The organism is Aliidiomarina soli (genome assembly GCF_003986975.1).
GTDB classification, from domain to species: Bacteria; Pseudomonadota; Gammaproteobacteria; order Enterobacterales; family Alteromonadaceae; genus Aliidiomarina; species Aliidiomarina soli.
The window spans coordinates 15,756-40,225 of sequence record NZ_PIPO01000004.1 but is presented as its reverse complement, the minus strand read 5'-3'; the positions used below and the strand labels follow the sequence as shown (position 1 = coordinate 40,225).

Genomic DNA, 24,470 nt, shown 5'->3' with positions numbered 1-24,470 from the left:
GCGATGAGCTGTTCAAACATGACCTTACGCCCGCTGGCCAAGGCCATCCTGCTCGCGCTCGCCTCTGTCTCTTGTATCTCTCAGCCCGCTTGGGCTGAGAGTGCAGAGAGCGCAGAAGCAGCCGACAGTAATGTGGCACCTAGCATTGAGCGTATTCAGGTAACCGGCCGATTAATGAGTTCGGCGGCGATCACCGCGGCTGAACGCCGTGAGCAATCGCAGGTTACCGAAATTTTGGATGCAGAAATGATCAGCCGTATTGGCGACTCGGATGTTGCCGCGGCACTGAAACGAATCACTGGCCTGACCCTGATTGATAATAAATTTATCTACGTCCGTGGTCTCGGCGAGCGTTATTCCAGTACCTTACTCAACGGCGCTATGGTGCCCAGCCCTGACCCGACCCGCAACGTGGTACCGCTGGATATGTTTCCGACTGCTATCATCGAAAGCCTGATGGTGCAGAAAACCTTCTCGGTTGATCAACCAGCTTCATTTGGTGGTGGTGGCGTAAACATCCGTACCCTAAGCCTGCCTCGTGAGCGTGTGTTCGAACTGTCGCTGGGTACCGGCTACAACAGTCTGAACTCCGACGACGGGCTCGAATACGCCGGCGGAGACGATGACTGGCGCGGCCGTGATGACGGCACCCGCGGTTTACCAACCGACATTCAGCAGGCGCTGGATTTGTATGGCTCGCTGGAAACCATTCCAATTGCCCGCCAACTTGGTGGTATTAACGCCGAAAACCTGGCGCGAGCCGAAACCATCAACCGTGAACTGGGTGTCGCGCTAAACCGGGATATGGACATTGAGCGTACCTCAATTGGTCCAGACATGGACGCCAGCCTGACCTACGGCGACAGTCTGCAGTTAACTGACAAACTGACCTTTGGTGCTATTGGCTCATTTGCCTATGATCGCTCCAGCCGCAATATCGACGAACAGGAACGTTATTACTCAATCACCAGTGGCAGTGAACTGACTCCACTGGTTCGCTACGACGACATTTCAGGCACCGAATACAGCACACAGGTGTCCTCGATTGTTAACTTCGGGCTGAATTATGACAACATGCATACGCTCGAAAGCAGCACCATTTACCTGCTTGATACGAGCGATGAAGTAAAACTGAAAGTTGGCGATACCATCGAAACCATCAACGAACCGAACCGTGAAAACATGGACTACTCGGCCCGTTATGAAGAACGCACATTAACTGCTAACCAGTTTCGCGGCGACCATCATTTTGATTTCCTCAGTGACCTCAATATGCAGTGGCAATGGACAGATGCCCGCGCCCGCCGCTACGCACCGGGCGAAGTTGAGTACCGCTACATTCGCTCGACTCAGGATGACGGTAGTCAAACCGCCACCCTGCGCCGCAGCGACAATGCGGTGCAGTATATCTTTGGCGATATGAAAGATCGGACCGAGAACGGCAGCATCGACTTCAAGCTACCAGTGAGTCTGGCAAGTTGGGAGCTGGAACTGCAGGGCGGTTATATGTACTTCCAACGCTCACGGAACTCAGAAGTCGACCGCTTCAAGCTGGACAGCCGTGGCTTCGATAATGTTGAGCTGCAGCAGCGCTTTTCGGAGATATTTTCCGATGCCAATATTCTCGACCCGTCGAAGAATTTCGCTATCTCAGATGTTACCGCCCAGGCGGACGACTATGTGGCCGCTCAGCAACTGGATGCGTTTTATCTCGGCCTCGACTCGATGCTGAATGACACCTGGCGCTTTACACTGGGTGCTCGCTACGAAGACTTCCGCCAATTGGCGTTACCATTAAGCCCATCCACGGGTGAGATTCAGGGTGACCCTGCAGAATATCCGTTGCTGGATGAAGACTGGTACCCCAGCGCTGCACTGACCTGGTTGTTCCACCCGGATATGCAGGTACGTTTTGGTCTCAGTCAGTCGGTAGTGCGTCCGGATTTACGTGAGGTCACGCCGGTGCTCTACGTCGACCCAATAACTGACTTCAACGTGATCGGCTTTCAGGATCTGGAAAGCTCAAAGCTGCTTAATGCTGACGTGCGCTGGGAGTGGTACTTACCCTCCGGCAACAGCCTCAGTGTTGGCGCCTTCTATAAGGACATTGACGCGCCGATTGAAAGCATTGAAATCATGGGCTCGGACGGTAACTTACTGGTCTCGTTCCGTAATGCGGAAGAAGGCAGCATTTATGGTGTTGAAACCGAGTTTGTGCGCCGTTTAGGTGGGCTATGGTCAACCTCTCCGGGCTGGCTGGATCAGTTCTTTGTTGCCGGTAACCTGACTCTGAGCGACTCAGATATTCGTATCCAGCGGTTTGGCGCGTCCAATATCACTAACCTGGAACGTCGCATGAGCGGGCACTCAGAGTATGTAGTCAATGCGCAGCTCGGCTTCGACTCCAACAATGAACGCCACTCGGCAACGCTTAGCTACAACGTATTTGGCGAACGGATTAACTTTGCCGGCGTGAATGGCAAAGACGATGCCTATGAGCAACCGTTCCACTCTGTCGATGCCACATACAGCTACTATCCGGTAGAGGGACTGTCGTTGAAACTGGCGGCCAAGAACCTGCTCGGGGAACGCACTGAAATTCTCCAACAAGGGGAAATTCTGCAAGGGCGCGACCCTGGAACTAGTGTCAGTGCCAGCCTGACCTACCGTTTCTAAGTCAGATTAAGCCTAACTACTAAGGGCCTGCGGGCCCTTTTTTAATTCCTCTTGCTGCGCTAAAGTAGCGCCTCCAGTTACTTTACGTACACCTGCCACCCATGAAAACTCTGTCGACACCCTGTGTCTTATGCGCCTCAACAGATTTCGAACACTGGTATCAGGGTCAGCATGGCGCGATTGTAAATCGTGACTACTTTGCCTGCCTTGAATGTGGTCTGGTACAGGTGCCAGCTGAGCAGCAGCCGGGCGCCAGCGACGAGCAAGCAATCTATGAACTGCACAAGAACAACCCACAGGATCCAGGTTACCGGCGTTTTTTGAGCCGAGCGCTTGAACCTGTGGTAACACGGCTGCAACCGGGAGCAAGCGGGCTGGACTTTGGCAGTGGCCCCGGCCCGACCCTTTCCCTGATGTTCGCAGAGGCTGGTTTTAGCTGTGCCAATTACGACATTTACTACGCCAATGAACCTGCCCGCCTGCAACAAACGTACGACTTCATTACGGCCACCGAAGTGTTTGAACACCTGAGCCAGCCAGCTCAGGTTCTCGATACCCTCTGTCAGTGCCTTAAGCCTGGCGGCTTACTGATGGTCATGACCCAGCGTGCTATTAGCAAAGCTGAGTTCGCTAGCTGGCGCTATATTCACGATCCGACCCATATCAGCCTGTTCAGTGATAAAAGCATGGACTACATCAGTCAACACTGGCCGCTGCAAGAGTTAGAGCGAGGTCGCGATACCGTGCTGTGGCAAAAAGCTACGGATTAGCATTGCCATCCGCGACGTCCCGTGGTCCGCTCAACGTCTGCCCGTATTGCCGGAGTTCCAGCCCGCTAACTTGCCCTGTTTCGTCACGTTCAAACTCGATTTCGACGCCGTACTGAAGATTTTCAAAAACATCCTCGCTCTGATAGTTGAGAGGTGCCGAAGGCTGCCCGCTTACCTGCAAGTACAGCTGGTTATCCTCAGCAAAAATGCGCACATTAAAGCCGGGCACCAATGGATAATCTCCCTCATAATCTTCCAGGCTTATTGCCTCGGGCCGAGCGGCTACACGGTGCGCCAGACCAGGTTCGACAGAGTCGTCCAGTAAATGCAGGCCCAGCGATTGCACATCCTGAGTGTTATAGAGGGCAGCATTGGCCAGTACCACCACCGCTTTCTGTTCTGCCGGTTCAATAATAAGCGTCGCATTAAAGCCACCCGTGCCACCCCCGTGCATAATATACTGACGATTGTTGCGCTCATGCAGCATCCAGCCCCAGGCGATACGCTGCTCCCCGACTTCGGCCAGCAGCTGATGCGATTGCTGCGCCGCCTCGACCAACTCTGACGGTCCTAAGCCGAGCTGCAACTGCGCAAAATTAAGCATGTCATGTAAGCTGCTGCGCACTCCACCGACGGCTTCCATGTCCTTCGGGAAATTCCAGTTTTTAGCCGCATCGCCATTCGCCAACCGCCCTTCAATGGTTTCCACCCCGAATCCGGAATGCTCCATTGCCAGAGGCTCAAATAAGCGTGTCTGGTAATAATCCTGCACCGACTGACCGCTCACCTCCGCAATGAGCTTAGACAGGATCATGTAAGCAAAATTTGAGTAACTGTAGGCTTCCCCCGGTTCGCTTGCCAGTGGTGCGTTCTCGAACGAACGCCATAAAGCGTCATCGGTGAAATCCGCATAAGGGTCTTCATGGTCCGCTGGTTGCAAAGCGGGTAGCCGCGGCAGCCCGGAGGTATGCGTTAGCAGGTGACGCACCAGTATGGTGTCAGCGGTATCCGGCGGACCAGCGTGAGGCAGGTAATCCGCTACCGGACGGTCAATATCAAGGTCCCCTCGCAGCACTAAATCGGCTGCTAACACGCCAAGCATTGCTTTACTGATGGAGCCTATTTCAAAAACTGTGCGTGCGTCAGCTCTGCTTGTGTCATTGTCGGCACAGGCGAAAGCGGTCTCGCGCCTGATATCTGCACCGTCCTCTATCACTTGAAGTCGTCCCACAGCCAGACATCCGCCTGAGCTGTCACCCTCAATACGTGCCTCGACTGCAGTTGAAATATCAGCGCCGTTGGCACTTCCCATAAGGCTTAGCAAGCCAGCTACCAGACCAGCCATGACCGCAATGGTTTTTCGTCTTGGATACCGTCTTGGATACATAGAAATCTCCCGTATTTTCGATCCTGACCCTGATAACTTTAGTATGTATTGCTGCCAACAGATCAGGCAGAAATAATTGTAACCAGTTTTAACCTATAGCTGCTAGGCTAATCCAAATTAAGAACGACAAAAAAGGATCTTATCTCATGATCGACTTGACTGACTATCGCATAAGTTTGCTGGCTATTGGCCTGCTGTTATTAATGGTGTTTGTGCAGTGGCTTATTGCCAGTGGACGCAAAGCGCGCGAAGAAGGCGCGATTCCAGGCACTGCTCCAAAGGCCAGCGACCATCATAGCTTCACCTTTCGCGCCTGGCGTACCCACCAGAATACACTGGAGAACCTCGGTACCATGTTGGGCGCCAGCGTATTAGCTATAGTGGTCGGCGTGAGCCCAGTATTGGTTGCCTGGCTAACCTGGATTATGCTGCTCGCCCGTGTGCTGCATATGGTGCTTTACTATGCAATTGCGACCAACACCAATCCGAGCCCCCGCAGCTATTTTTTCATGCTGGCCTGGGTCGCGAACCTGGCATTGCTGATCAGCGCACTGGTTGCATTATTTTAATGGGCTGAGACCAGTTCAGAGCTAAACCAGCGAATGCTGACTGAGCAGGCCGCGATTATCCCGGCTTACGAAAATGCACTATAGTTGTCTCTTAACATTATTCGGAGCTTTATATGCGGTTTACCATGCGTAAGCTATCGCGTTTTATCGTGCGCGGCCTATTCATTATTTTACCTCTGGTCATCACCATCGAGTTGGTGCGCTGGCTACTAATGACCATCGAAAGCTGGTTGTCGCCCACACTTGAGGCGTTTGTTCCTGCCCATTGGTATATCCCAGGCATGGCGCTGCTTGCCTTTCTTGCTATCTGCGCCCTGATTGGTTTTACCGCGTACTCCCGGCGCGGTGCGCGGTTATGGAAAATTCCTGGTCGTATCCTGGCGCACATTCCGGGGGTGAGTCAGGTATACGGTATTATTCAGGACCTCTTTGAAGTGATGAGCGGTGAAAACTTTGAAGACGAGTCAGTGGTTATGGTGAAAATGCCTAATTCCGAGATCGAAATGATTGGAATAGTGACCAAGAAAGGTACAGATCAAAACGACAAAATTGCAGATTTGCTGGATGAAGAACAACTTGCAGTCTTTTTACCAATGGCGTACAACGTTGGTGGTTATATGATCATGGTGCCCAAATCCTATACACGCAATTTAAGCATGAAACCTGCTGAAGCTCTGCAACTGGTTCTGAGCGGCGGGCTTGGGAGCAAGAAGGCGCCAAACACCACAATTAAATAATTACCAACGACCAGCAGGAACTAAGCATGAAGTTAGCGCTGTACCTGGCGTCCGGTGCGCTCTTGGCGAGTGGCTCGATGCACGTAGTCGCCGACGATAGTACTCGTGGCTATTATCGCAACCCCAGCATTCATCAGAACCAGATCGTTTTTACCGCGGAAGGTGACCTTTGGCGTACCACGGTGCATGGTGGTAACGCCACCCGCCTTACCACAAGTGATGCTGAAGAACGCTATGCCGCCATCTCTCCCGACGGCAACTCGGTTGCCTTTGTAGCAGACTACGAGGGCGCACCAGAAGCCTATGTCATGCCGCTACAGGGCGGTATTCCAAAACGGATTACGTTTGAAAACAGCCGCGTACGAGTGCAGGGCTGGACGGCCGACGGTCAGGTGCTTTACAGCACTGATCATGTCATGGGCCCGGCAAATCAATGGCTACTGCGCAGTGTCAACCCGGAGTCGCTGACCACCAGCACAATCCCGCTGACTGATGCGATAGAAGGCAGTTACAACCTGCGCGCTGAGGGCCGAGTAATAGAGCACCGCAGCGAGGAGCCGGATGCCGACGGTAATTATGAAGTTCGCAGCGAAACCATTCACCCGGTTAACCCCGAAACTCTGTACTTTATCCGTTTCGGTCTGCAGGCTACTGGCGATAACACACGTATTTATCGTGGCGGCGCAATGGGCGAGCTATGGCGCTTTAGCCCCGGAGACGAAGAAGCAGAACTGCTGACCGATGACCATATTGCATCCGTTCGCCAACCTATGGTGGATGGCACTCGTGTTTATTTCATTTCGGACGCCACTGGTACGCCGAACTTGTGGTCAATGAATGGCGATGGTAGCGAAAAGCAGCAGTTAACGGAATACAATGACTGGCAAGTCTGGTCGGCAGATATAAGCCAGGGGCGGATTGTCTACCAGCTTGGCGCAGATCTGAAACTACTGGAACTCGAATCAGGGCACAGCGAAACACTCGATATCCACCTTACCAGTGACTTTGCTCAACGCCAGGAACGCTGGATTGAGAATCCACTGGATTACCTGACTGACACCAGCTATAACGGCGAGCAGGAGCGGGTAGTAATAACAGCCCGGTCACAAATTGCGGTTGCCGGTAAAAGCCACCAGCGCCTGTTTGAAGTGCAGACCCCGGTTGGCAGCCGCTCCCGTAATGCAGTCATGAGCCCTGACGGGCGCTGGATATACGCGATCAATGATCACAGTGGTGAAAATGAAATCTGGCGTTTCCCAGCGGATGGCTCCAGTGGTGCCAGCCAACTAACTGATGATGGCAGTGTATTCCGCTGGGGTATCCACCTCTCTCCAGATGGCAACTACCTTGCCCATGACGATAAAAACGGCGATCTTTGGCTGCTCAATTTAAGCAATGGCAACAACAGCCGCATCGCCGAAGGCGGCTGGGGTCACTCTCCCTACGCAGACGTCGTCTGGTCCACCAATAGTAAATTAGTAGCATTCAGTAAAAGCAATCAGGACGGCGACCGCTCACAGGTTTTACTCTATTCGGTGGATGAAGAGCGTCAACAAGCGGTTAGCACGACTAAGTATGATTCGTTCTCACCGGCCTTTAGTACTGACGGTCATTGGTTGTATTTTGTGTCTAACCGTAATTTCGATGCCAATCCGCGTTCCCCCTGGGGCGATCGCAACCTTGGGCCGATGTTCGATAAACGTGGGCTAGTGTTTGCAGTGAGTCTGAAGTCACAGGCATGTTTTCCGTTTCAGCCAGAAAGCGAAGTCAGTCAGTGTGACCAGGGTGCTACTGAAGAACGTTCGCGCCGCCAACCAGTTGACTGGGACGGTCTTGCTAGTCGCCTGTGGCAAGTTCCACTGGAAGCCGGCAATTATCGCCAGCTGCAAATGACCGATGAATTTCTCTACCTGCTGCGCGCCGGAGACAACCATCAGCAGCTGATAAGCGTTGCCATTGACCCGCATCAACCAGAGGTGAAGGTATTTGCGAGTCAGGTCGAGGACTACGCCGTAAGCTCTCAGACTAATAGCCTGTATTGGCGAACCAGCAACAATGACTTCTATATTGATGACGTTCAGGCCACCGCACCTGAGGATCTAACCCGATCGCATTTAGCAACTGACCAGTGGCAACTGGCGTTCAACCCGGTTGAAGAGTGGCAGCAAATGTTCCGCGATGCCTGGCTGATGCACCGTGACTTCCTCTTTGACGCCGACATGCGTGGGTTAGACTGGCGTGCCACACGGGAAAAGTATCAGTCATTGTTGCCCCGAGTTACCGACCGGCATGAATTAGATGACTTATTCGCACAGATGATGGGCGAGCTTAGCGTCTTGCATTCGCAAGTTCGCGGAGGCGACTATCCAGCCGCTGATGATCAGCCATCGGCGGCAACCCTGGGAGCCGCATTAGAAACAACCGACAACGGCGTACGTATTCTGCGTATCTACCGGACCGATCCTGAGCTGCCCGAGCAAGCCTCGCCGCTGGCCAAACCTGGTGTTAATGCGACTGAGGGAGACTACATAACGGCTGTCAATGGTCGCCGCATCAGCACTCAGGCGGATCTTAACCAGGCGCTGCGCAACCAGGCCAATAAGCCGGTGCGCTTAGATCTGCGACGCCAACGAACCACGCTACAAACCATGGTGTACCCCGCTACTGTGCAGCAAGACCATCAGTTACGTTATCAGGACTGGGTGCAGCGCAACCGCGAGAAAGTAGATGTGGCCTCGGAACAGAATTTCGGCTACCTGCATCTGTATGCGATGGGACCCAACGACATCGCTTCATTTGCCCGTGAATTCTATGCCAATGTCGACCGTGAGGGCCTGATTATCGACGTGCGGCGCAACCGTGGCGGCAATATTGACAGCTGGATTATCGAAAAACTGCTGCGCCGCGCCTGGTCATTCTGGGAGCCTAATACGCACGGCGCACCGTACACAAATATGCAGCAAACGTTTCGCGGGCATCTGGTCATTGTGACTGATGAACTGACCTATTCTGACGGTGAGACGTTCGCCGCCGGGGTCAAAGCGCTTGGCCTCGGGCCTTTGGTGGGTAAGCGAACCGCCGGGGCCGGAGTTTGGCTCTCAGGGCGTAATCAGTTAGCAGATGGCGGACTGGCACGAGTGGCTGAAACCGCGCAGTTTGCCATGGACGGACGCTGGGTCATTGAAGGCTACGGCGTGGAGCCGGACATTGAAGTAGACAATCTGCCCCATGCCACCTTCACCGGCATCGATGCCCAGCTCAATTACGCCATCGAACTGTTGCAGCGCAAACTGGATGATGAGCCTATTCCGGAGCTGCGGAGTCAGCCTATTATGTTACCAGTCGCTGATGACATTACGCCCTAATGACGCTCAACGGGGATAAAAAAGCATGCCGCGTGGCATGCTTTTTTTATAGCTCAGGCTCTATCTGAGTTTTAGTCTCGCGTTACCACCACTTTACCTACGGTGCGCTGCGACATCAGTTGCTGGTGGGCCTGCTCAAGCGTCGCCGCGTTCAGCGGAGACAGGTGTTGCTGCAAGCTTGTTTGTAAACGCCCACTATCAATTAACCTTGCCGCTTGTTTCAGAATATCGCCCTGACGTTGGATGTCAGCGGTTTTGAACATGGCCCGGGTAAACATAAACTCCCAGTGCAATGACAGGGACTTTTGTTTCATTGAGCCAATATCCAGTGCTTGCTCGGGGTCATCAATCAATGCAAAGCGCCCTTGTGGTCTGAGCATTCGCACCAACTCATCGAAATGACTGTCCGTGTGCGTTAACGATGCCACATCGGTGATATCGCTAAGACCACATTCTGCAAGCCCTGCTGAGAGCGGTTCAGAATGGTCAATCACATGATGTGCGCCACAACGACTCACCCAGTCTTTTGATTCAGGACGAGATGCAGTGCCTATCACAGTCGCTTTGGTTAACTGCCGGGCTAGTTGCACCAACATCGAACCAACCCCGCCAGCGGCCCCTACGACTAAAAGTACTCGTTCGCTACTGGCTGTGTCACCTGCATCGTCACTGGCATCCGAGGTCAATTGCAAGCGGTCAAACAGCAGTTCCCAGGCGGTTAATACCGTTAACGGAATTGCAGCGGCTTCTGCATCACTTAATGACTTCGGTGCATGACTGACTATTCGCCAGTCAACACACTGAAATTCAGCGTTGCTGCCAGGGCGGGTGACGTCGCCGGCGTACCAGATACGGTCACCGGGTTTAAAGCCTTCTACCTGCTCACCGACGGCTTCAACGATACCAACCGCATCATAGCCAAGCACTTTTTCGTCGCCACTTTGCTTTGCTCGCATCCGTACCTTGGTGTCTACCGGATTGACCGATACCGCCTGCACCTGGACTAATATATCGTGCTCCTGCGGACTTGGCTTAGCCATTTCCACATCCACTAACTCGCCTTTACGCGCAACAATTGCTTGCATAGAGGTCCCTCCGGTTACGTATCCTGAGTTATAAAGGCCTGAGCTTTTAAAGACCCGCGCTTTCCAGCAGCGAACTCATTCGTTCAAGCCCTTCCATTCCTTCAATGTCCATTGCCTGCAATGGCACAAAATAACGCTTCAAATTCGCAAAGCGCTGATCTATCTGCCGCAGATATTGTTTCTCATGTTCTCGTCGCTTCGCCAGGAACTCCCCATCCGCGTCGTCTGGCAAAACCCGGTTCACGATCAGGCCAGCCAGCGGTAAGCCTTCACCCTTGAGTGTCTCTACGGCACGACCGGTTTCCAGTACCGGCAGCTTTTCCGGGGTCAGCACAAACAACATGGCACAACGCTTACTGTCGGTAAACAGTCGTCGAGTCCGCTGAAACAGACGCTGCCGCGTGAGTAAGCGCTCCGTAATAGCCTGGTTACGTTTACTCATGCCATCCGTTTCATGCTCTTTCGGGTCCGCCATCGGGTTGGCAATATCACGGCCCTGCTTCGGCGTCAGGTGGTCGAGCACCCCCGCCAGTTTCTGCGATCTGCTGTCGTGTTTTAGCAAACCCTGGGTCCACGCCGCCATTGCTTCTGGCAGGCTGAGCAGTCGCAGGGTATGCCCGGTCGGCGCGGTGTCGAAAATAATCAGGTCATAGCCCTGTTCATTGAGGCCGCTATCGAGAATAGACGCTATGCGTTCTAACAAGGCCGCTTCCTGCGCCCCCGGTGACTGCTGCGTGAGACGTAACTGACGTTCAATCTCGTGATACATCTCAGGGCGCGTGAGCTTTTTCATTTCCGCCGCCACCCGATCGATGTGAGCTTTTACTTCCCGATCAGGGTCGATTTCCAATGCCCACAAGTTTTCCCGTAGTTTAACTTCCTGATCACCCACCGGCTGACCAAAGGCATCCGCCAGACTATGAGCCGGATCCGTTGAGATCACCAGTGTCTTACGCCCCCGCGACGCAGCCAGTAAAGCCAGGGTCGCCGACATCGTCGTCTTGCCGACCCCGCCTTTGCCGCCGACAAGGAGGACATTTTTATCAGTTAGCAGCATTTGAAATGGTCCAAAGGTGATTTTTCCATGCCCATGCGCATATGCCAGTCATGAAAACGTTCCAGTAACAAGGGTTGTAATTCAAGGGTGTAATAGCTGGCGGGGTTGGGAACACCCATCATTTCAGAAAAAACGAGCAGCATGAATAAATCATCCTGCTCGCGTTTTGCTCTTGCTATGGCAGCGCGGTAGGGGGCGTTATACGCCTCCTCCGCGAAGTAGTTCGCCTTTTGCCACCACTTTTTGATGGCTGTCAGCTTATGAATTTTCATTGCTTCCTTCTTCAACCCGCTCTTTACGCAGTCGGCTCAATGTAGTGCCACACTCAAACACTATAAAGATAGCAGCAACCAGCACCACAATATCCAGACTGAAGAGGAACCAGTTGCCACTGGCGTAGAATGTCTTCAATTGCAGAATCAACGCCGCAACCGTCATTAGCAACAGGAAGATCAAGGGAACAAGCGTGTAGTAAGCAGGGCGGCCCATGCGTACCAGAATCACCGTAATTACCATCAGGGTCAGGCCAGCAAGTAACTGGTTGGTGGTGCCAAACAGCGGCCAGATAACCAGACCACCAGAGCCGTCCGCGCCACCGGCACCGAACGCCAGTAACAAACAGGTACCCACAGCGAGTAAGGTAGCCGGCATAATCTTTTGCATCCATTTTATATCGTAGATGCTACCCCACTCCTGAAAGATATAACGCTGCAAGCGTAAACCTGTATCCATAGTGGTTCCGGCAAATAATACCGCCATTACGGTCAGCAGCGTTTCAGCCAGACCAATCTCAATGCCGAGCCCATTATTAATGATGTATGCGCCCCCTTCGACAAAGGCATTGACACCACCCTGACCGAAGGCCGAGTAAACCGCATTCCAGTCAGCAAAGGTTGCAAAGCCGGCGGTGGCGGCAATGATAGCGGCTAAGGCCAGCGAGCCTTCACCTACCGCCCCAAAATAACCAACAAAACGGGCATCGGTTTCTTTATCCAGCTGCTTAGACGTGGTGCCGCCCGCAACCAGGCCGTGGAAGCCAGAAATCGCACCACAGGCAATCGTCACGAAGAGCAGTGGGATAATCGATGGCGTGCCCTCGGGTACGTTGTTGTTAAACGCTGGAGCAACCATTTCTGGCCCCATCAGTAACACGGCACCATAGAGTAAAATCAAGCCGATAAACAGCTGCAAACCATTGATATAGTCGCGTGGCTGAAGCAACATCCAGACTGGCAGTAGCGAGGCAATTGCTGCATAGCCGAAGAGGATGACAATCCACATCGCGCGGTCAGACAGCCCGACCATAGTTTCAGGTAAGCTGATAGGCATCACCGGACCGAGTCCGATCAACGCGTACAGTGCAATCACTCCGACAATAGAAACCGTAATAAGACCAATGTACTTACGGTAAATCAATTGCCCGATAATCAAGGCCACAAAAATGGCGCCCCAGACCGGAATTACCGATGTCGGAAAATCAACCAGTAAGCCTGCAATTACGGTGGCAAATACGGCATTTACCATCAGCAGTACAAGGAAGATTACAATCATAAACAAGCTGCGGGCACGTGTTCCAACCACATCCCCGGTCAATGCACCCATTGACTTCGCTTTGTTGCGGTTGCTCGCCCATACCGCCCCGGCATCATGCACACCGGCAAAGAAAATAGTACCCAATACGACCCACAAGAAGGCTGGCACCCACCCCCAAATGACCGCTATCGCAGGGCCTATAATCGGCGCTGCGCCAGCTACGGAGGTAAAGTGGTGGCCCCATAACACGTATTTATTGGTAGGTACAAAATCAACGCCGTCCTCAAACTCATGCGCTGGCGTTTGGAAATTAGGATCAAGCCGATAAATCCGTTCGGCAATAAACTTCGAGTAAAAGACGTAACCAAGCGCCATCGCGCCTAGCCCTACTATGAGTACGAAGATTGCATTCATGTGTTGCTCTCACTAGGTATATTTACAGAATTAGAGATTCTACCATGTACGTTTATAGCCCGAGATTAGACTAAGGTATAGGGTGACAAATACCGAAAATGGCAGAAAGTTCCATTTTTGGAGTAAATAAACATGAAAAAAGTATGAAATTGGTTAATTTTTGTCATAAAATACGCGCCACATTGTCATGGTGTTGTCACAAACTGGATGTAACCTCACGCATTCAACAAGCTTTACTCTCAAACTCTCTCACAAACTATGCAGGAAAATGGCATGACTAAGAAGACGAAACTGACTCGCATCGCAGCGGCAGTCGCGCTTACCATCGGAATGTCCTCTGGTGTTGCTTTAGCTCAGGAAACAACCTCCGCGTTACGTGGTGTTGTCTCAAACGAGCAGGGGCAGACAGTTGCAAACGCGACTATTCAGCTGATTGATACCCGCACAGGTACAAGCCGCACGCTCACCTCAAATGCAAATGGTACTTTCAACGCGCGCGGTCTGGCGGTTGGTGGTCCATACATGATGGTTGTCGAAGGCCCTGAAGGCCGTCGCGATATCGTTGAAAACGTGTTCCTGTCACTGGGTGATACGCAAAACGTTAGCGTAACCATTCGTTCTCAGGAAGAGTTCGAACGCATCGCGGTCACCGGTAGCCGCATGAGCGACCCAATGATCGGTCGCAACAGCCCAGCCGCCGTTTTCTCGCAAGAAGACTTAGAAAATGCGCCTGCAATTAACCGTGATATTAAAGACGTTCTGCGCATTGACCCACGCGTATACGTTGACGAGAGTTTCGGTGATGCCATTCAATGTGGTGGTGCTCACCCACGTTACAACTCATTGACAGTTGACGGCGTGCGCATGAACGATAACTTCGGCCTGAACGCCAACGGTTATCCAACAGAACGCATTCCTTTCTCTTATGATGCAATCCAGCAAGTAGCTGTTGAGTTTGCACCTTTCGATGTTCAGTACGGTAACTTCACCGCCTGTAACATCAACGCCGTTACTAAATCAGGTGGTAACGAACTTTCTGGTTCAGTGTTCTTTGACTACACCAGCGACGCATTACGAGGCGACAGCCTTGAAGGTGACAGCTTTGATAACGGTGACTACACCGAAGAGCGTTACGGCTTCAACGTCGGTGGCGCACTGATTAAAGACAAATTATTCTTCTTCACTGCCTACGAGAAATTCGAAGGTGTTGAGAACTTCACTCTGGGCGCGGCCGATTCAAGTGCTGGTACTCCTGTGGCTGGTGTAAACCAGGCGCAACTTGACCGTATCGCCGATATCGCGCGTGATGTATATGGTTACGAAGTAGGCCAGCCAATCGCATCTTCGCCAGTTGAAGACGAAAAGTTATTGGTTAAGTTAGACTGGTACATCAACGATGAACACCGCTTAGCTTATACCTACAACTACAATGACGGCGGTAACTTACGCCAGTCAGATGGTGGTTCTACGCAATACTCTTTCTCAGACCACTACTACAACCGTAGCACCAAACTTGAATCACACGTTGCTCAGTTATTCTCAGACTGGACTTACGACTTCTCAACTGAAGTTCGTGTTGGTACCACATCGGTTGATAACTCACAGGTAAACGCAGGTCCAGGCAACTTCGGTGAAGTTCAGATTACGACTACCAACATTGCCCCTGGTGAGACTGACCCGTCACAAGCAACAGTGTACCTTGGTGTGGATGACTCACGTCAGTCAAACTCACTCAGCTACGACTCTACGTTCTTCAATGCAATGGCCACCTACCAGTTAAATGACCATACATTGTCGGCTGGTTTTGAGCGTGAAGACTTCGATATTTTCAACATGTTCGTTCAGCACAGCATCGGTGAATATCGCTTTAGCTCAATCGATGATTTCGAAGCTGGTACTCCTAGCGCTATCTACTACGGTAATGCGGCAGGTACTTTAAACCCACGTGACGCAGCAGCTGAATACAGCTATGCGATTAACACGGTTTATCTGCAAGACGAATATTATCACTACGACTGGGATGTAACCTTCACCTTCGGTTTGCGTTACGATTGGTACACCAGCAGTGATTTACCAACAGAAAACGCTAACTTTACTGAGCGCTATGGTTATAGCAACGCCCAGAACTTTGATGGCGAAGGTCTGTTGCAGCCACGTTTCGGCTTTAACTGGCGCGCCCTGCCAGAGCTGGAAGTTCGCGGTGGTATCGGCCTATACTCTGGTGGTAACCCGAACGTCTGGGTAGCTAACGGCTATCAGAACGACGGTATTACTCAGGTTCAGTTAACTGACCGCACTGGCCAAAGCCTGTTTGACCGTGAAATTAGCGGCAACGGCAACCCAATTGCTAACGCGCCAGCAGATATGGTTGACGAAGTAGCCAATGCAAGCCCGGATTCAGCGGTTAACACCATGGACCCGAACTTCAACATTCCAAGCGAGTGGAAGTACGCTTTAGGTGCGACTTACACCTTCGACACTGGTTATGTTGTTAATGCCGACCTAATCTACGCTCAGAAAAAAGATTCGGTCATCATTTATGACGCATCAATGGAAGCAACTGGCACCTTGCCAGATGGACGTCCACTGTATGAGCCTCGTTTCGGCGACGAAGCACGTGAAGACTTAATTCTGGGCAACGCCACAGAAGACGGAACTTCACTGGCGTTCTCGAGCTCCTTGAGCAAGTCATATGACTGGGGCTTAAGCTGGTCACTGGCCTATGCTTACACCCAGTCTGAAGATGCTAACCCAATGACCAGCTCTGTTGCATACTCTAACTTTGTTAACTATGCACGTAGCGACATGAACAACCCGGGTCTGGCAACTTCGAACTACGAGATCCCGCATCGCTTTACCTTACGTGCAACCTACCAACATCAGTTTGTGAATGGCTATGACACCACCTTCAGCCTGGTTGGTACTCACAACAAAGGTCGTCCGTACAGCTACACCTTCGCGGGTGAAAACTTCGGTGACTACGGTAACAACCGTCAGCTGCTGTATGTACCGACTGGTATCGACGATCCGAACGTAGTATTTGGTGCTGACTTTAACACTGACGCATTCTTCGAGTTCGTGCAAAATTCAGGACTGGATAAGTATGCTGGTGGCATTGCAGAGCGTAACGCGTTCTACAGTGACTGGTGGACTAAGGTTGACCTGCGTGTTGAGCAAGAACTGCCTGGTTTCAAAGAAACCCATCGCGCTAAAGCGTTCTTCACCATCAACAACCTGACTAACCTGCTGAACGATGACTGGGGCGTGCTGTATCAGGCAGGCTTCCCACAAGCAACTCAGGTTGCTGATGTGGACCTGATTGGTTCAGCTGGTAACTACCAGTACCAGTTCAACGAATTCTTCGCTCCGGCTGGTCAATCACGTGAAGCAACGCCTTCACTGTGGGAAATCAACATTGGTGTTAAATACGACTTCTAAGACGCTTTTAGAAACGTAGTTAAACTACCCATACTAGAAAGGCCCCTCACGGCAACGTGAGGGGCCTTTTTTTATATTGATTGAACGGGTCTTCTGTTTACTGAGCCCGTTGTGACTCAGTTCTCAGGCGTTCTGCTTCAAATTCGTTGCCTTCGCGCCACGCTGGCCAGGTGCGGCTGTTAACCAGTTCATGGCCAACCCGGAAGTAAATCCAAAGGTCCTGTTGCATGCCACGTAAATCCCACTCAGGGTCATACTCATCTGCTGGTTTGTGGTACAACTCTGCAAATAAATAATCAAATTTCTCACGGCCATAGTCTTTGCCATGTTCAAAGTGGTCGATACCCCCCTTCGCGTACAGCATTGGCACGCCTTTATTGGCCAGGCTAAAGTGGTCCGAACGGTAAAAGAAGCCTCGTTCCGGGTTGGTTTCCGGCGCCAGATAGCGTTGTTGCGCCTCAACATAAGGGGCCGCAATGTCCTGCATTTCAGAATTGTCCCAACCGACCACGACGAAATCACGTACCGGCCCGTACATATTCTGCATATCCATATTGATTCCGGCGACCGCCTGGTCGAGTGGCAACAAGGGGTTCTCGGCATACCATTTGGACCCTAGCAGGCCGCGCTCTTCAGCGCCGACCATAGCAAACAACACGGTCCGCTCGGGTTGCTCAATGGCAGCAAATTTTTCAGCCAGCGCTAATAAGGCAGCCGCTCCGCTCGCGTTGTCCTGGGCACCGTTAAACACTTCGCCGCTAATGGGTTCGACCCCCATATGGTCCCAGTGCGCCATGTAGATCACATGTTCATCCGGGTAACGGCTACCTTCAACCTTGCCGATCAGATTGGCGGTTTCAAAATACTCAATCTCGTTCTCTATAATCAGTGACAGCTCGCGCTGCAACGGCAGCGGTTCAAAGTCGGCTGCCAGAGCCTGAGTCCGCGCCTGATCCAGCGTCATGTCGATGTTGGCGAACAGTTGCTCTGCGCTGTCCTCGGTGATCCAGCCTTCCACCTTGGCGCGGCCCGCATTCATGTTCTCACTTTTCATGCTGTAACGAATCGGTGAGCCACCCGCCACAACGCCCCAGCCATAGCCTGCTGGCCCGGTTTCGTGGACAATAATAGCCGCATCGGCACCTTGTCGTGCTGCTTCTTCAAACTTGTAGGTCCAGCGCCCGTAGTAGGTCATCGAATTGCCGTTAAATAACGCCTCGTCCTGAGTCGCATAACCGGGGTCATTCACCAGCATCACCACGGTCTTACCCTCAACGTCGAGGCCTTCATAATCATTCCAGTCATATTCCGGGGCAACAATGCCGTAGCCGACAAAGACCATCTCACTGTCTGCAATTTCGACCTCGTCGACAGCGCGATGGGTCCAGCCCATCATTTGCTGACGGTACGCTAAGGTTTCCTCAGCCTCGCCACCGCGTAATCTCATGTCGGTCACCCGAGTTGGCGCGATACGAACCATTGGCACCATTTGCGTATAGTCGCCTTCGGTCCCGCTTAGCGACTGCACGCCGGCCTGTTGAAACACGTTGGTAATATAATCGATAGTGAGTTCTTCACCCCGGGTTCCGGGGGCACGCCCTTCAAACTCATCAGAGGCGAGGGTCCGTAAGTGCTCACGATAGGAGGTTGAGAAGTCGGTGTCGAAATAGCCGTCGGCGTCTTCGACCAGGGGAAACTGACTGGCCGTTTTCGAGTCGTCAGGCCCTGAGGTTGGGGTGCAGGCCAGCAGAGCTGAACACACCAAAGTAGAAGTAACTAATTGCCGCATCGGAAGATCCTTTACATAGGTAAGTCGGTTTACGCACATTGCGCAACTGATACCATACGTTGGGACACAACCGGGTTACAAGTTTCCTGTCAGGTAGCTGGTAATCTCTTCAAGAAAGGCTTTGCCGTAGCGCTCAAGCTTAACCTGACCGACACCGGATACCAGCAGGAACTCAGCTTCAGTGGTCGGTAAACGGGTTGCCATGTCCTGCAAGCTGCTGTCGCCAAAGACGACAAAAGGGGGCACTTCCGCTTGCTCAGCAATGCGTTTGCGTAATTTGCGCAAGCGTCCGAACAGCACTTTGTCGTGGTTGCCCCGCTCGGCCACGGCCGCGCCAGTTTTGATCGCATCCAAACGCGGTTTAGCCAGGGTCAGCGCGACTTCTCCACGCAACACCGGCCGCGCGTTCTGAGCCAGATGCATCGCACTATGGCGCCGAATATCCTGGATTAGCAGGCCACGGTGGATAAGTTGGCGAATAACCGACACCCAATGCTCCGCGCTTTCTTCTTTACCGATGCCATAGGTAGAAAGCTGGCTGTGACCATGCTGTTTGACCTTTTGCGTTTGCGCCCCACGCAGCACTTCAACAATATAATTAACGCCGAATTGCTGGCCTGTCCGGTAGACACAACTTAGCGCCTTCTGCGCATCCACGGTGCCATCGTACTGTTTAGGCGGGTCAATGCAGAGGTCGCAGTTGCCACAAGGCTGCTCGCGGTATTCGCCAAAATAATTCAGTAACACCAGGCGACGACAGGTTTGTGCTTCCGCAAACGAGGTCATTGCATGAAATTTCTGTCGCTCGACACGGATTCGCTCACTATCAGGCTGTTCATCGAACAAGCGCCAGATCCAGCCGGCGTCGTTGGGCTCGTAGAACATGACCGCTTCGGAGGCGACACCATCGCGGCCAGCCCGACCTGTTTCCTGGTAGTACGCTTCAATACTGCGTGGAATATCATAGTGCAACACGAAGCGCACATTGGGCTTGTTGATCCCCATACCAAAGGCAATGGTCGCCACCACCACATCAATGTCGTCGCGCAAAAATCCGTGCAGCGTTTCGCGTTTTTCTTCGTGCGGCAAGCCTGCATGGTAAGGTCGCGCTTTCACGCCTTCAATTTGCAGCTTCAGCGACAGCTCTTCGGTCTTCTTTCTGCTTCCGCAATAAATAATTCCGGAGGCCCCGCGCTGTGCTTTGACATAATCAATCACCTGCTTTTGCGGCTTAAACTTTTCCTGCACCAGATAACGGATATTGGGCCGGTCGAAGGAACTCTGGAATATAAACGGGTCGCGCAGCGCCAGGCGTTGCACGATATCATCACGGGTCACGTGGTCTGCAGTGGCGGTGAGTGCTAACAGGGGGGCATTAGGTAACAGTTGGCGCAGCTCGCCTAAGCGACCGTATTCGGGTCTGAAGTCATGCCCCCACTGTGAAATACAGTGCGCTTCATCGACCGCAATCAACGCCACCTGCAAGGTTTGCAGCCGTTCCAGAAACGCCGGGGTCAAAATACGTTCAGGCGCGACATAGAGCAGCTTAATAGAGCCATCCTGCAGCGCCCGTAGCACCTCCATCACCTCAGGTCCCTGCATCCCGGAGTGGATAGCGCCAGCCGAAATACCCATGGCTTTGAGGGCACTGACCTGATCATCCATTAACGAGACCAGCGGCGACACCACAATGGTCACTCCGGGCAGTAACATCGCTGGCAACTGGTAGCACAATGACTTACCGCCACCTGTCGGCATCAGCGCTACCGCATCGCGCCCCGCCAGCACCTGCTCTATCACCCCCTCCTGACCATCGCGAAACTGACGGTAGCCGAACACCCGCTGCAGAACCTCGAGGGCCTGTTGCATGTGATCGTGGTTTGAGGTGGCTAGGCTTTGCATGGTACTCCAGAGTTGACGGCGATTTGTTCGCCCCCTATTGTATGCGTCCCGACCCTTAATAACCATTTACAAATGCCGACATCGCCGCTACTTGACCAAATTTCGCGCTTAATGAATGAGCAAATTCCCTTTCATCGCCTTATTGGGCTTGAGGTAAAGCGATTCGCGTCCGATATTTCGGAAGTTCAGTTCCACTGGCAGGCTGACCTGATTGGGAACGTACCTCAGGGCATTTTGCATGGCGGGGTGACGGCTACTGCTCTGGATATGTGTGGCGGCCTGGTGGCTATTGCCGGCGTGGTCGAGACATTGCCAGACGATACGTCACCTGACGAAGTGATTCAGCGTATCTCACGTTGCGGCACCATTGATTTACGGGTCGACTATGTGCGCCCAGGCCGGGGCAAGACCTTTATCACCACGGCACATACCATTCGCTCGGGCAATAAAGTCGCTGTCGCCCGGATGGAAATGCATAATGAAGACAACATGCTGATTGCCTTTGGCACCGGCACTTACATGGTGGGTTAGTAATGGACGATCTGCACGCTGCAGAACAACATAAGCGTTCCCGCGAGGGTGTTATTTTCGCCATTGTGGCGTATACCATCTGGGGCCTGGCGCCTATTTATTTCAAAGCCGTGGGCCATGTCCCAGCATTCGAAATTCTTGCCCACCGGATTATCTGGGCCTTTGTCCTGGTGCTGATACTTATTATCGCGACTGGTCGAATGGGGCGGGTCGCCGCCGCCTTTAAAGCGCCGGCACTGCTCTTCCGGCTGGGTATTGCGGCCTGTCTGATCGGCTTTAACTGGTTGCTGTTTATCTGGGCGATCGCCAATGACTTTATTCTTGAGGCCAGTCTGGGCTACTACATTAACCCGTTACTGAACGTGGTAATTGGCATGGTATTCTTTGCTGAACGCCTGCGCCGGTTGCAACTGGCGGCGGTTTTTCTGGCTCTTTTCGGCGTACTCTTCCAGCTGATTACCTTTGGCTCCATTCCATGGATAGCATTAGCACTGGCCGCTTCGTTTGCCACCTACGGGGCGATCCGTAAAAAACTGCCATTTGATTCGCTGACCGGGCTATGGCTGGAAATTCTGTTATTACTGCCGTTTATTCTGCTTTGGTTTTTCTTTTGGGCCGATAGTGAAACCAGCAACCTGATGGCCAACAGCTGGCAATTAAATGGGCTGTTAATGGCCGCAGGGGTTGTTACCACGGTGCCCTTACTATTTTTTACCGGCGCGGCACAGCGGATTCGCTACTCAACCCTTGGCTTTTTCCAGTACATTGGCCCCAGCCTGATGTTTTTACTCGCGGTGGGGGTGTATGGCGAAACCTTTAGCAAAGACAAAGTCATCACCTTTGCGATTATCTGGACCGCTCTGGCGATTTACTCATTTGATGCCGCGCGTACCCATCGTCAAACCATACTTGCAGCACGCCGTTATCGCAACGAGCAACACTAAACCCGTTCTCGCTAACGTTATCCACGTTAACATTAACCCCGCTAAGACAGCGGGGTTAATTTAGCATAGGCCACCACCAGCCATTTACTGCCGCGGTCGTCGAAATTAATCTGAATCCGGCTCTGCGGTCCGCTGCCCTCATAGTTCAGCACCGTGCCTTCGCCAAAGCTAGCGTGTAACACTCGCTGCCCCAGCTGAAAACCCGTTTGCTCAAAGGTTTCGTGACTGGCGCCGGTATGGAAACGACCTAAACCTGTCTGCGGCGCACTGACCCGGGCTTGCATCCGCACTTCATCCAATGCTTCCGGCGGCATTTCTCCAATAAAACGACTTTTACGGTGAAACTGTTCCTGCCCATACAGGCGACGGCTCTCGGCATAGGTAATGACCAGCTGCTGCATGGCACGTGTCATACCGACATAGCACAGGCGTCGTTCTTCTTCGAGCCGCCCTGGTTCGCCCATCGACTGCTGCGACGGAAATAAACCTTCCTCGACACCGACCATAAACACCAGAGGAAACTCAAGCCCTTTGGCGCTGTGCAAGGTCATCAACTGCACCGCATCCTGGTGCTCATCCGCCTGTTCATCACCGGCTTCAAGCGCGGCATGAGAAAGAAACTCAGCCAGCGGCGTCATATCTTCATCACCAGTTGGCATGAAGCTTTCGGTTGCACTGACCAACTCGCGTAAGTTCTCTACCCGGGTTTCCGCCTTTTCACTTTTTTCCGACTCATACATCGCCATCAGGCCACTGCGTGAAATCGCAATATCCGTTTGTTTTGCCAGCGGACGATCCGTGGTTTCATCTTCCAGCTGGGTAATAAGGTCAATAAACCCCTGTACCGCTGACTTAGCACGTCCGGTGAGCCGCCCTTCGCGAACCAGAAACGCGGCGGCGTCCCACATCGGTAGCTGCTGATCACGCGCTGCTTCACGGATCAAACCTAAAGTGCGATCACCAATACCGCGACTGGGCGTGTTAATCACCCGCTCAAAGGCGGCATCATCAATCCGGTTGCTGATTAAGCGTAAGTAGGCGAGGGCGTCTTTAATCTCCTGCCGGTCGAAGAAGCGCAGGCCACCATAAATACGGTAGGCCAGGCTGTTATATAGCAAGGTCTCCTCCAGCACCCGTGACTGGGCGTTGGAACGATACAAAATAGCGACGTCCTGCAAAGCATTGCCCTGATCCAGCCATTCCTGAATACGCCCTATGACATAACGCGCTTCGTCCTGTTCGTTAAACGCAGCGTACACCTTAATCGGCTCGCCGCTTACCCCGTCGGTCCAGAGATCTTTGCCTAAGCGGTCGCTGTTATTGGCAATAACCTCGTTGGCGGCATTAAGAATGGTGCTGGTCGAGCGGTAATTCTGCTCCAGCCGAATGGTCTCGGCAGTCGGAAAGTCGCGCAGAAAGTGTTGCAGATTCTCAACCTGGGCTCCGCGCCAGCCGTAGATCGACTGATCATCATCACCGACGATGGTGACATGATTGTCTTTGCCGGCCAGCAACTGGACCCAGGCATACTGAATGGAGTTGGTATCCTGAAATTCGTCGACCAGTAGATGGCGAAAGCGCCGCTGGTAATGCTCCCGTACATACTGATTGTCACGAAGTAACTCATGAGCGCGTAATAAAAGCTCCGCAAAATCGACCAGGCCGGCCCGATCACAGGACTCCTGGTAGGTCTGATAAATCGATTTGTGGGTTTGCTCGGCAATATCATAGGCATCGATATGGTGCGCACGCAGGCCCTCATCTTTTTTGCCGTTGATATACCACTGTGCCTGTTTCGCTGGCCATTGCTTTTCATCGATGTTCAAAGCGCGAATGGTGCGTTTAACCAGCCGAAGTTGGTCATCACTATCGAGGATCTGGAAGTTCTGCGGCAAACCAGCATCTTTGTAATGAGCGCGCAGCAGGCGGTGGGCGAGACCGTGGAACGTGCCGATCCACATTTGCCGGACATCGCGGCCCATTAGCTTTTCAATTCGTCCGCGCATTTCCGCGGCCGCTTTATTAGTAAAGGTCACCGCCATCACCGACAACGGTGACTGGTTCATAACCTGGATCAGCCAGGCAATCCGATGGACCAGCACCCGTGTTTTGCCGCTGCCGGCTCCGGCTAGAACCAGCATGTGCTGCTCACCCGCGCTGACCGCTTCACGTTGCTTGTCGTTAAGTCCATCAAGTAAGTAAGATACGTCCACTGCGAGCCCCATATAACTAGATAAGCAAAAGGCAGCGACTGCTGCCCAGGCGGTTCAGCC

At 52.7% G+C, this 24,470-nt stretch carries 16 protein-coding genes; 8 read left to right on the top strand and 8 right to left on the bottom strand.

Annotated features, from left to right (window positions below; translation table 11 throughout):
• Window positions 1–3 precede the first annotated feature (3 nt).
• Window positions 4–2,676, top strand: coding sequence for a TonB-dependent receptor domain-containing protein (locus CWE14_RS09325; protein ID WP_126799137.1), 2,673 nt, complete (start codon window positions 4–6; stop codon window positions 2,674–2,676).
• A gap of 101 nt (window positions 2,677–2,777) precedes the next feature.
• Window positions 2,778–3,446 carry a class I SAM-dependent methyltransferase gene (locus CWE14_RS09320; RefSeq protein ID WP_126799136.1) on the top strand — a complete coding sequence of 223 codons (669 nt, stop codon included), beginning with the start codon at window positions 2,778–2,780 and terminating at the stop codon, window positions 3,444–3,446.
• Here the strand turns inward: CWE14_RS09320 and CWE14_RS09315 are convergent.
• Window positions 3,436–4,833 carry a serine hydrolase gene (locus CWE14_RS09315; RefSeq protein WP_126799135.1) on the bottom strand — a complete coding sequence of 466 codons (1,398 nt, stop codon included), beginning with the start codon at window positions 4,831–4,833 and terminating at the stop codon, window positions 3,436–3,438. The two genes, CWE14_RS09320 and CWE14_RS09315, sit on opposite strands and share 11 nt — an antisense overlap.
• Before the next feature lie 146 nt (window positions 4,834–4,979).
• Between CWE14_RS09315 and CWE14_RS09310 the strand changes: the two genes are divergently transcribed.
• From CWE14_RS09310 to CWE14_RS09300, 3 genes are all read left to right on the top strand, one after another.
• Window positions 4,980–5,402 carry an MAPEG family protein gene (locus tag CWE14_RS09310; RefSeq protein ID WP_126799134.1) on the top strand — a complete coding sequence of 141 codons (423 nt, stop codon included), beginning with the start codon at window positions 4,980–4,982 and terminating at the stop codon, window positions 5,400–5,402.
• 125 nt (window positions 5,403–5,527) lie between these two features.
• Window positions 5,528–6,139: a DUF502 domain-containing protein gene (locus CWE14_RS09305; RefSeq protein WP_126799389.1), complete on the top strand. Its 612-nt coding sequence runs from the start codon at window positions 5,528–5,530 to the stop codon at window positions 6,137–6,139.
• Between the two features lie 26 nt (window positions 6,140–6,165).
• The gene (locus tag CWE14_RS09300; RefSeq protein WP_126799133.1) at window positions 6,166–9,504 is read left to right on the top strand and encodes a S41 family peptidase; all 3,339 of its coding nucleotides are present in this window, start codon (window positions 6,166–6,168) and stop codon (window positions 9,502–9,504) included.
• Window positions 9,505–9,575: 71 nt separating this feature from the next.
• Here CWE14_RS09300 and CWE14_RS09295 read toward each other — a convergent pair whose 3' ends face one another.
• The 4 genes from CWE14_RS09295 to CWE14_RS09280 are packed head-to-tail and all read right to left on the bottom strand — an operon-like array spanning window position 9,576 to window position 13,593.
• Window positions 9,576–10,589: a zinc-binding alcohol dehydrogenase family protein gene (locus CWE14_RS09295; RefSeq protein ID WP_126799132.1), complete on the bottom strand. Its 1,014-nt coding sequence runs from the start codon at window positions 10,587–10,589 to the stop codon at window positions 9,576–9,578.
• A 46-nt stretch (window positions 10,590–10,635) separates the two neighbouring features.
• A complete protein-coding gene (locus CWE14_RS09290) occupies window positions 10,636–11,646 on the bottom strand; it encodes an ArsA family ATPase (RefSeq protein WP_126799131.1) in 1,011 nt (336 codons plus the stop codon).
• Window positions 11,637–11,918: a cory-CC-star protein gene (locus tag CWE14_RS09285; RefSeq protein WP_126789421.1), complete on the bottom strand. Its 282-nt coding sequence runs from the start codon at window positions 11,916–11,918 to the stop codon at window positions 11,637–11,639. Before CWE14_RS09285 ends, CWE14_RS09290 begins: the two co-directional genes overlap by 10 nt.
• Window positions 11,905–13,593: a carbon starvation CstA family protein gene (locus CWE14_RS09280; RefSeq protein ID WP_126799130.1), complete on the bottom strand. Its 1,689-nt coding sequence runs from the start codon at window positions 13,591–13,593 to the stop codon at window positions 11,905–11,907. Before CWE14_RS09280 ends, CWE14_RS09285 begins: the two co-directional genes overlap by 14 nt.
• Before the next feature lie 273 nt (window positions 13,594–13,866).
• Between CWE14_RS09280 and CWE14_RS09275 the strand changes: the two genes are divergently transcribed.
• Entirely contained in the window at window positions 13,867–17,031 is a 3,165-nt protein-coding gene (locus tag CWE14_RS09275) for a TonB-dependent receptor (RefSeq protein ID WP_126799129.1), read from the top strand.
• Window positions 17,032–17,128: 97 nt separating this feature from the next.
• Here CWE14_RS09275 and CWE14_RS09270 read toward each other — a convergent pair whose 3' ends face one another.
• Both CWE14_RS09270 and recQ read right to left on the bottom strand, forming a co-directional pair.
• On the bottom strand, window positions 17,129–18,820 hold the full coding sequence (locus tag CWE14_RS09270; RefSeq protein WP_126799128.1) for a M28 family metallopeptidase: 1,692 nt from the start codon (window positions 18,818–18,820) through the stop codon (window positions 17,129–17,131).
• Between the two features lie 75 nt (window positions 18,821–18,895).
• On the bottom strand, window positions 18,896–20,722 hold the full coding sequence (gene recQ / locus CWE14_RS09265; RefSeq protein WP_241972367.1) for a DNA helicase RecQ: 1,827 nt from the start codon (window positions 20,720–20,722) through the stop codon (window positions 18,896–18,898).
• A 72-nt stretch (window positions 20,723–20,794) separates the two neighbouring features.
• Here recQ and CWE14_RS09260 point away from each other — a divergent pair, with 72 nt between their 5' ends.
• Complete coding sequence (locus CWE14_RS09260) at window positions 20,795–21,253, top strand: thioesterase family protein (protein WP_126789417.1); 459 nt, start codon at window positions 20,795–20,797, stop codon at window positions 21,251–21,253.
• A 2-nt stretch (window positions 21,254–21,255) separates the two neighbouring features.
• Window positions 21,256–22,197, top strand: coding sequence for an EamA family transporter RarD (rarD, locus tag CWE14_RS09255; RefSeq protein WP_126799127.1), 942 nt, complete (start codon window positions 21,256–21,258; stop codon window positions 22,195–22,197).
• A gap of 41 nt (window positions 22,198–22,238) precedes the next feature.
• Here rarD and uvrD read toward each other — a convergent pair whose 3' ends face one another.
• On the bottom strand, window positions 22,239–24,410 hold the full coding sequence (gene uvrD / locus CWE14_RS09250) for a DNA helicase II (protein ID WP_198676569.1): 2,172 nt from the start codon (window positions 24,408–24,410) through the stop codon (window positions 22,239–22,241).
• Between the last annotated feature and the right edge of the window lie 60 nt (window positions 24,411–24,470).

Coding starts and splice junctions, on each gene's coding strand:
- CWE14_RS09325 (WP_126799137.1), top strand. CDS start 4: ATGAGCTGTTCAAACATGACCTTACGCCCGCTGGCCAAGGCCATCCTG.
- CWE14_RS09320 (WP_126799136.1), top strand. CDS start 2,778: ATGAAAACTCTGTCGACACCCTGTGTCTTATGCGCCTCAACAGATTTC.
- CWE14_RS09315 (WP_126799135.1), bottom strand. CDS start 4,833: ATGTATCCAAGACGGTATCCAAGACGAAAAACCATTGCGGTCATGGCT.
- CWE14_RS09310 (WP_126799134.1), top strand. CDS start 4,980: ATGATCGACTTGACTGACTATCGCATAAGTTTGCTGGCTATTGGCCTG.
- CWE14_RS09305 (WP_126799389.1), top strand. CDS start 5,528: ATGCGTAAGCTATCGCGTTTTATCGTGCGCGGCCTATTCATTATTTTA.
- CWE14_RS09300 (WP_126799133.1), top strand. CDS start 6,166: ATGAAGTTAGCGCTGTACCTGGCGTCCGGTGCGCTCTTGGCGAGTGGC.
- CWE14_RS09295 (WP_126799132.1), bottom strand. CDS start 10,589: ATGCAAGCAATTGTTGCGCGTAAAGGCGAGTTAGTGGATGTGGAAATG.
- CWE14_RS09290 (WP_126799131.1), bottom strand. CDS start 11,646: ATGCTGCTAACTGATAAAAATGTCCTCCTTGTCGGCGGCAAAGGCGGG.
- CWE14_RS09285 (WP_126789421.1), bottom strand. CDS start 11,918: ATGAAAATTCATAAGCTGACAGCCATCAAAAAGTGGTGGCAAAAGGCG.
- CWE14_RS09280 (WP_126799130.1), bottom strand. CDS start 13,593: ATGAATGCAATCTTCGTACTCATAGTAGGGCTAGGCGCGATGGCGCTT.
- CWE14_RS09275 (WP_126799129.1), top strand. CDS start 13,867: ATGACTAAGAAGACGAAACTGACTCGCATCGCAGCGGCAGTCGCGCTT.
- CWE14_RS09270 (WP_126799128.1), bottom strand. CDS start 18,820: ATGCGGCAATTAGTTACTTCTACTTTGGTGTGTTCAGCTCTGCTGGCC.
- recQ (WP_241972367.1), bottom strand. CDS start 20,722: ATGCAAAGCCTAGCCACCTCAAACCACGATCACATGCAACAGGCCCTC.
- CWE14_RS09260 (WP_126789417.1), top strand. CDS start 20,795: ATGCCGACATCGCCGCTACTTGACCAAATTTCGCGCTTAATGAATGAG.
- rarD (WP_126799127.1), top strand. CDS start 21,256: ATGGACGATCTGCACGCTGCAGAACAACATAAGCGTTCCCGCGAGGGT.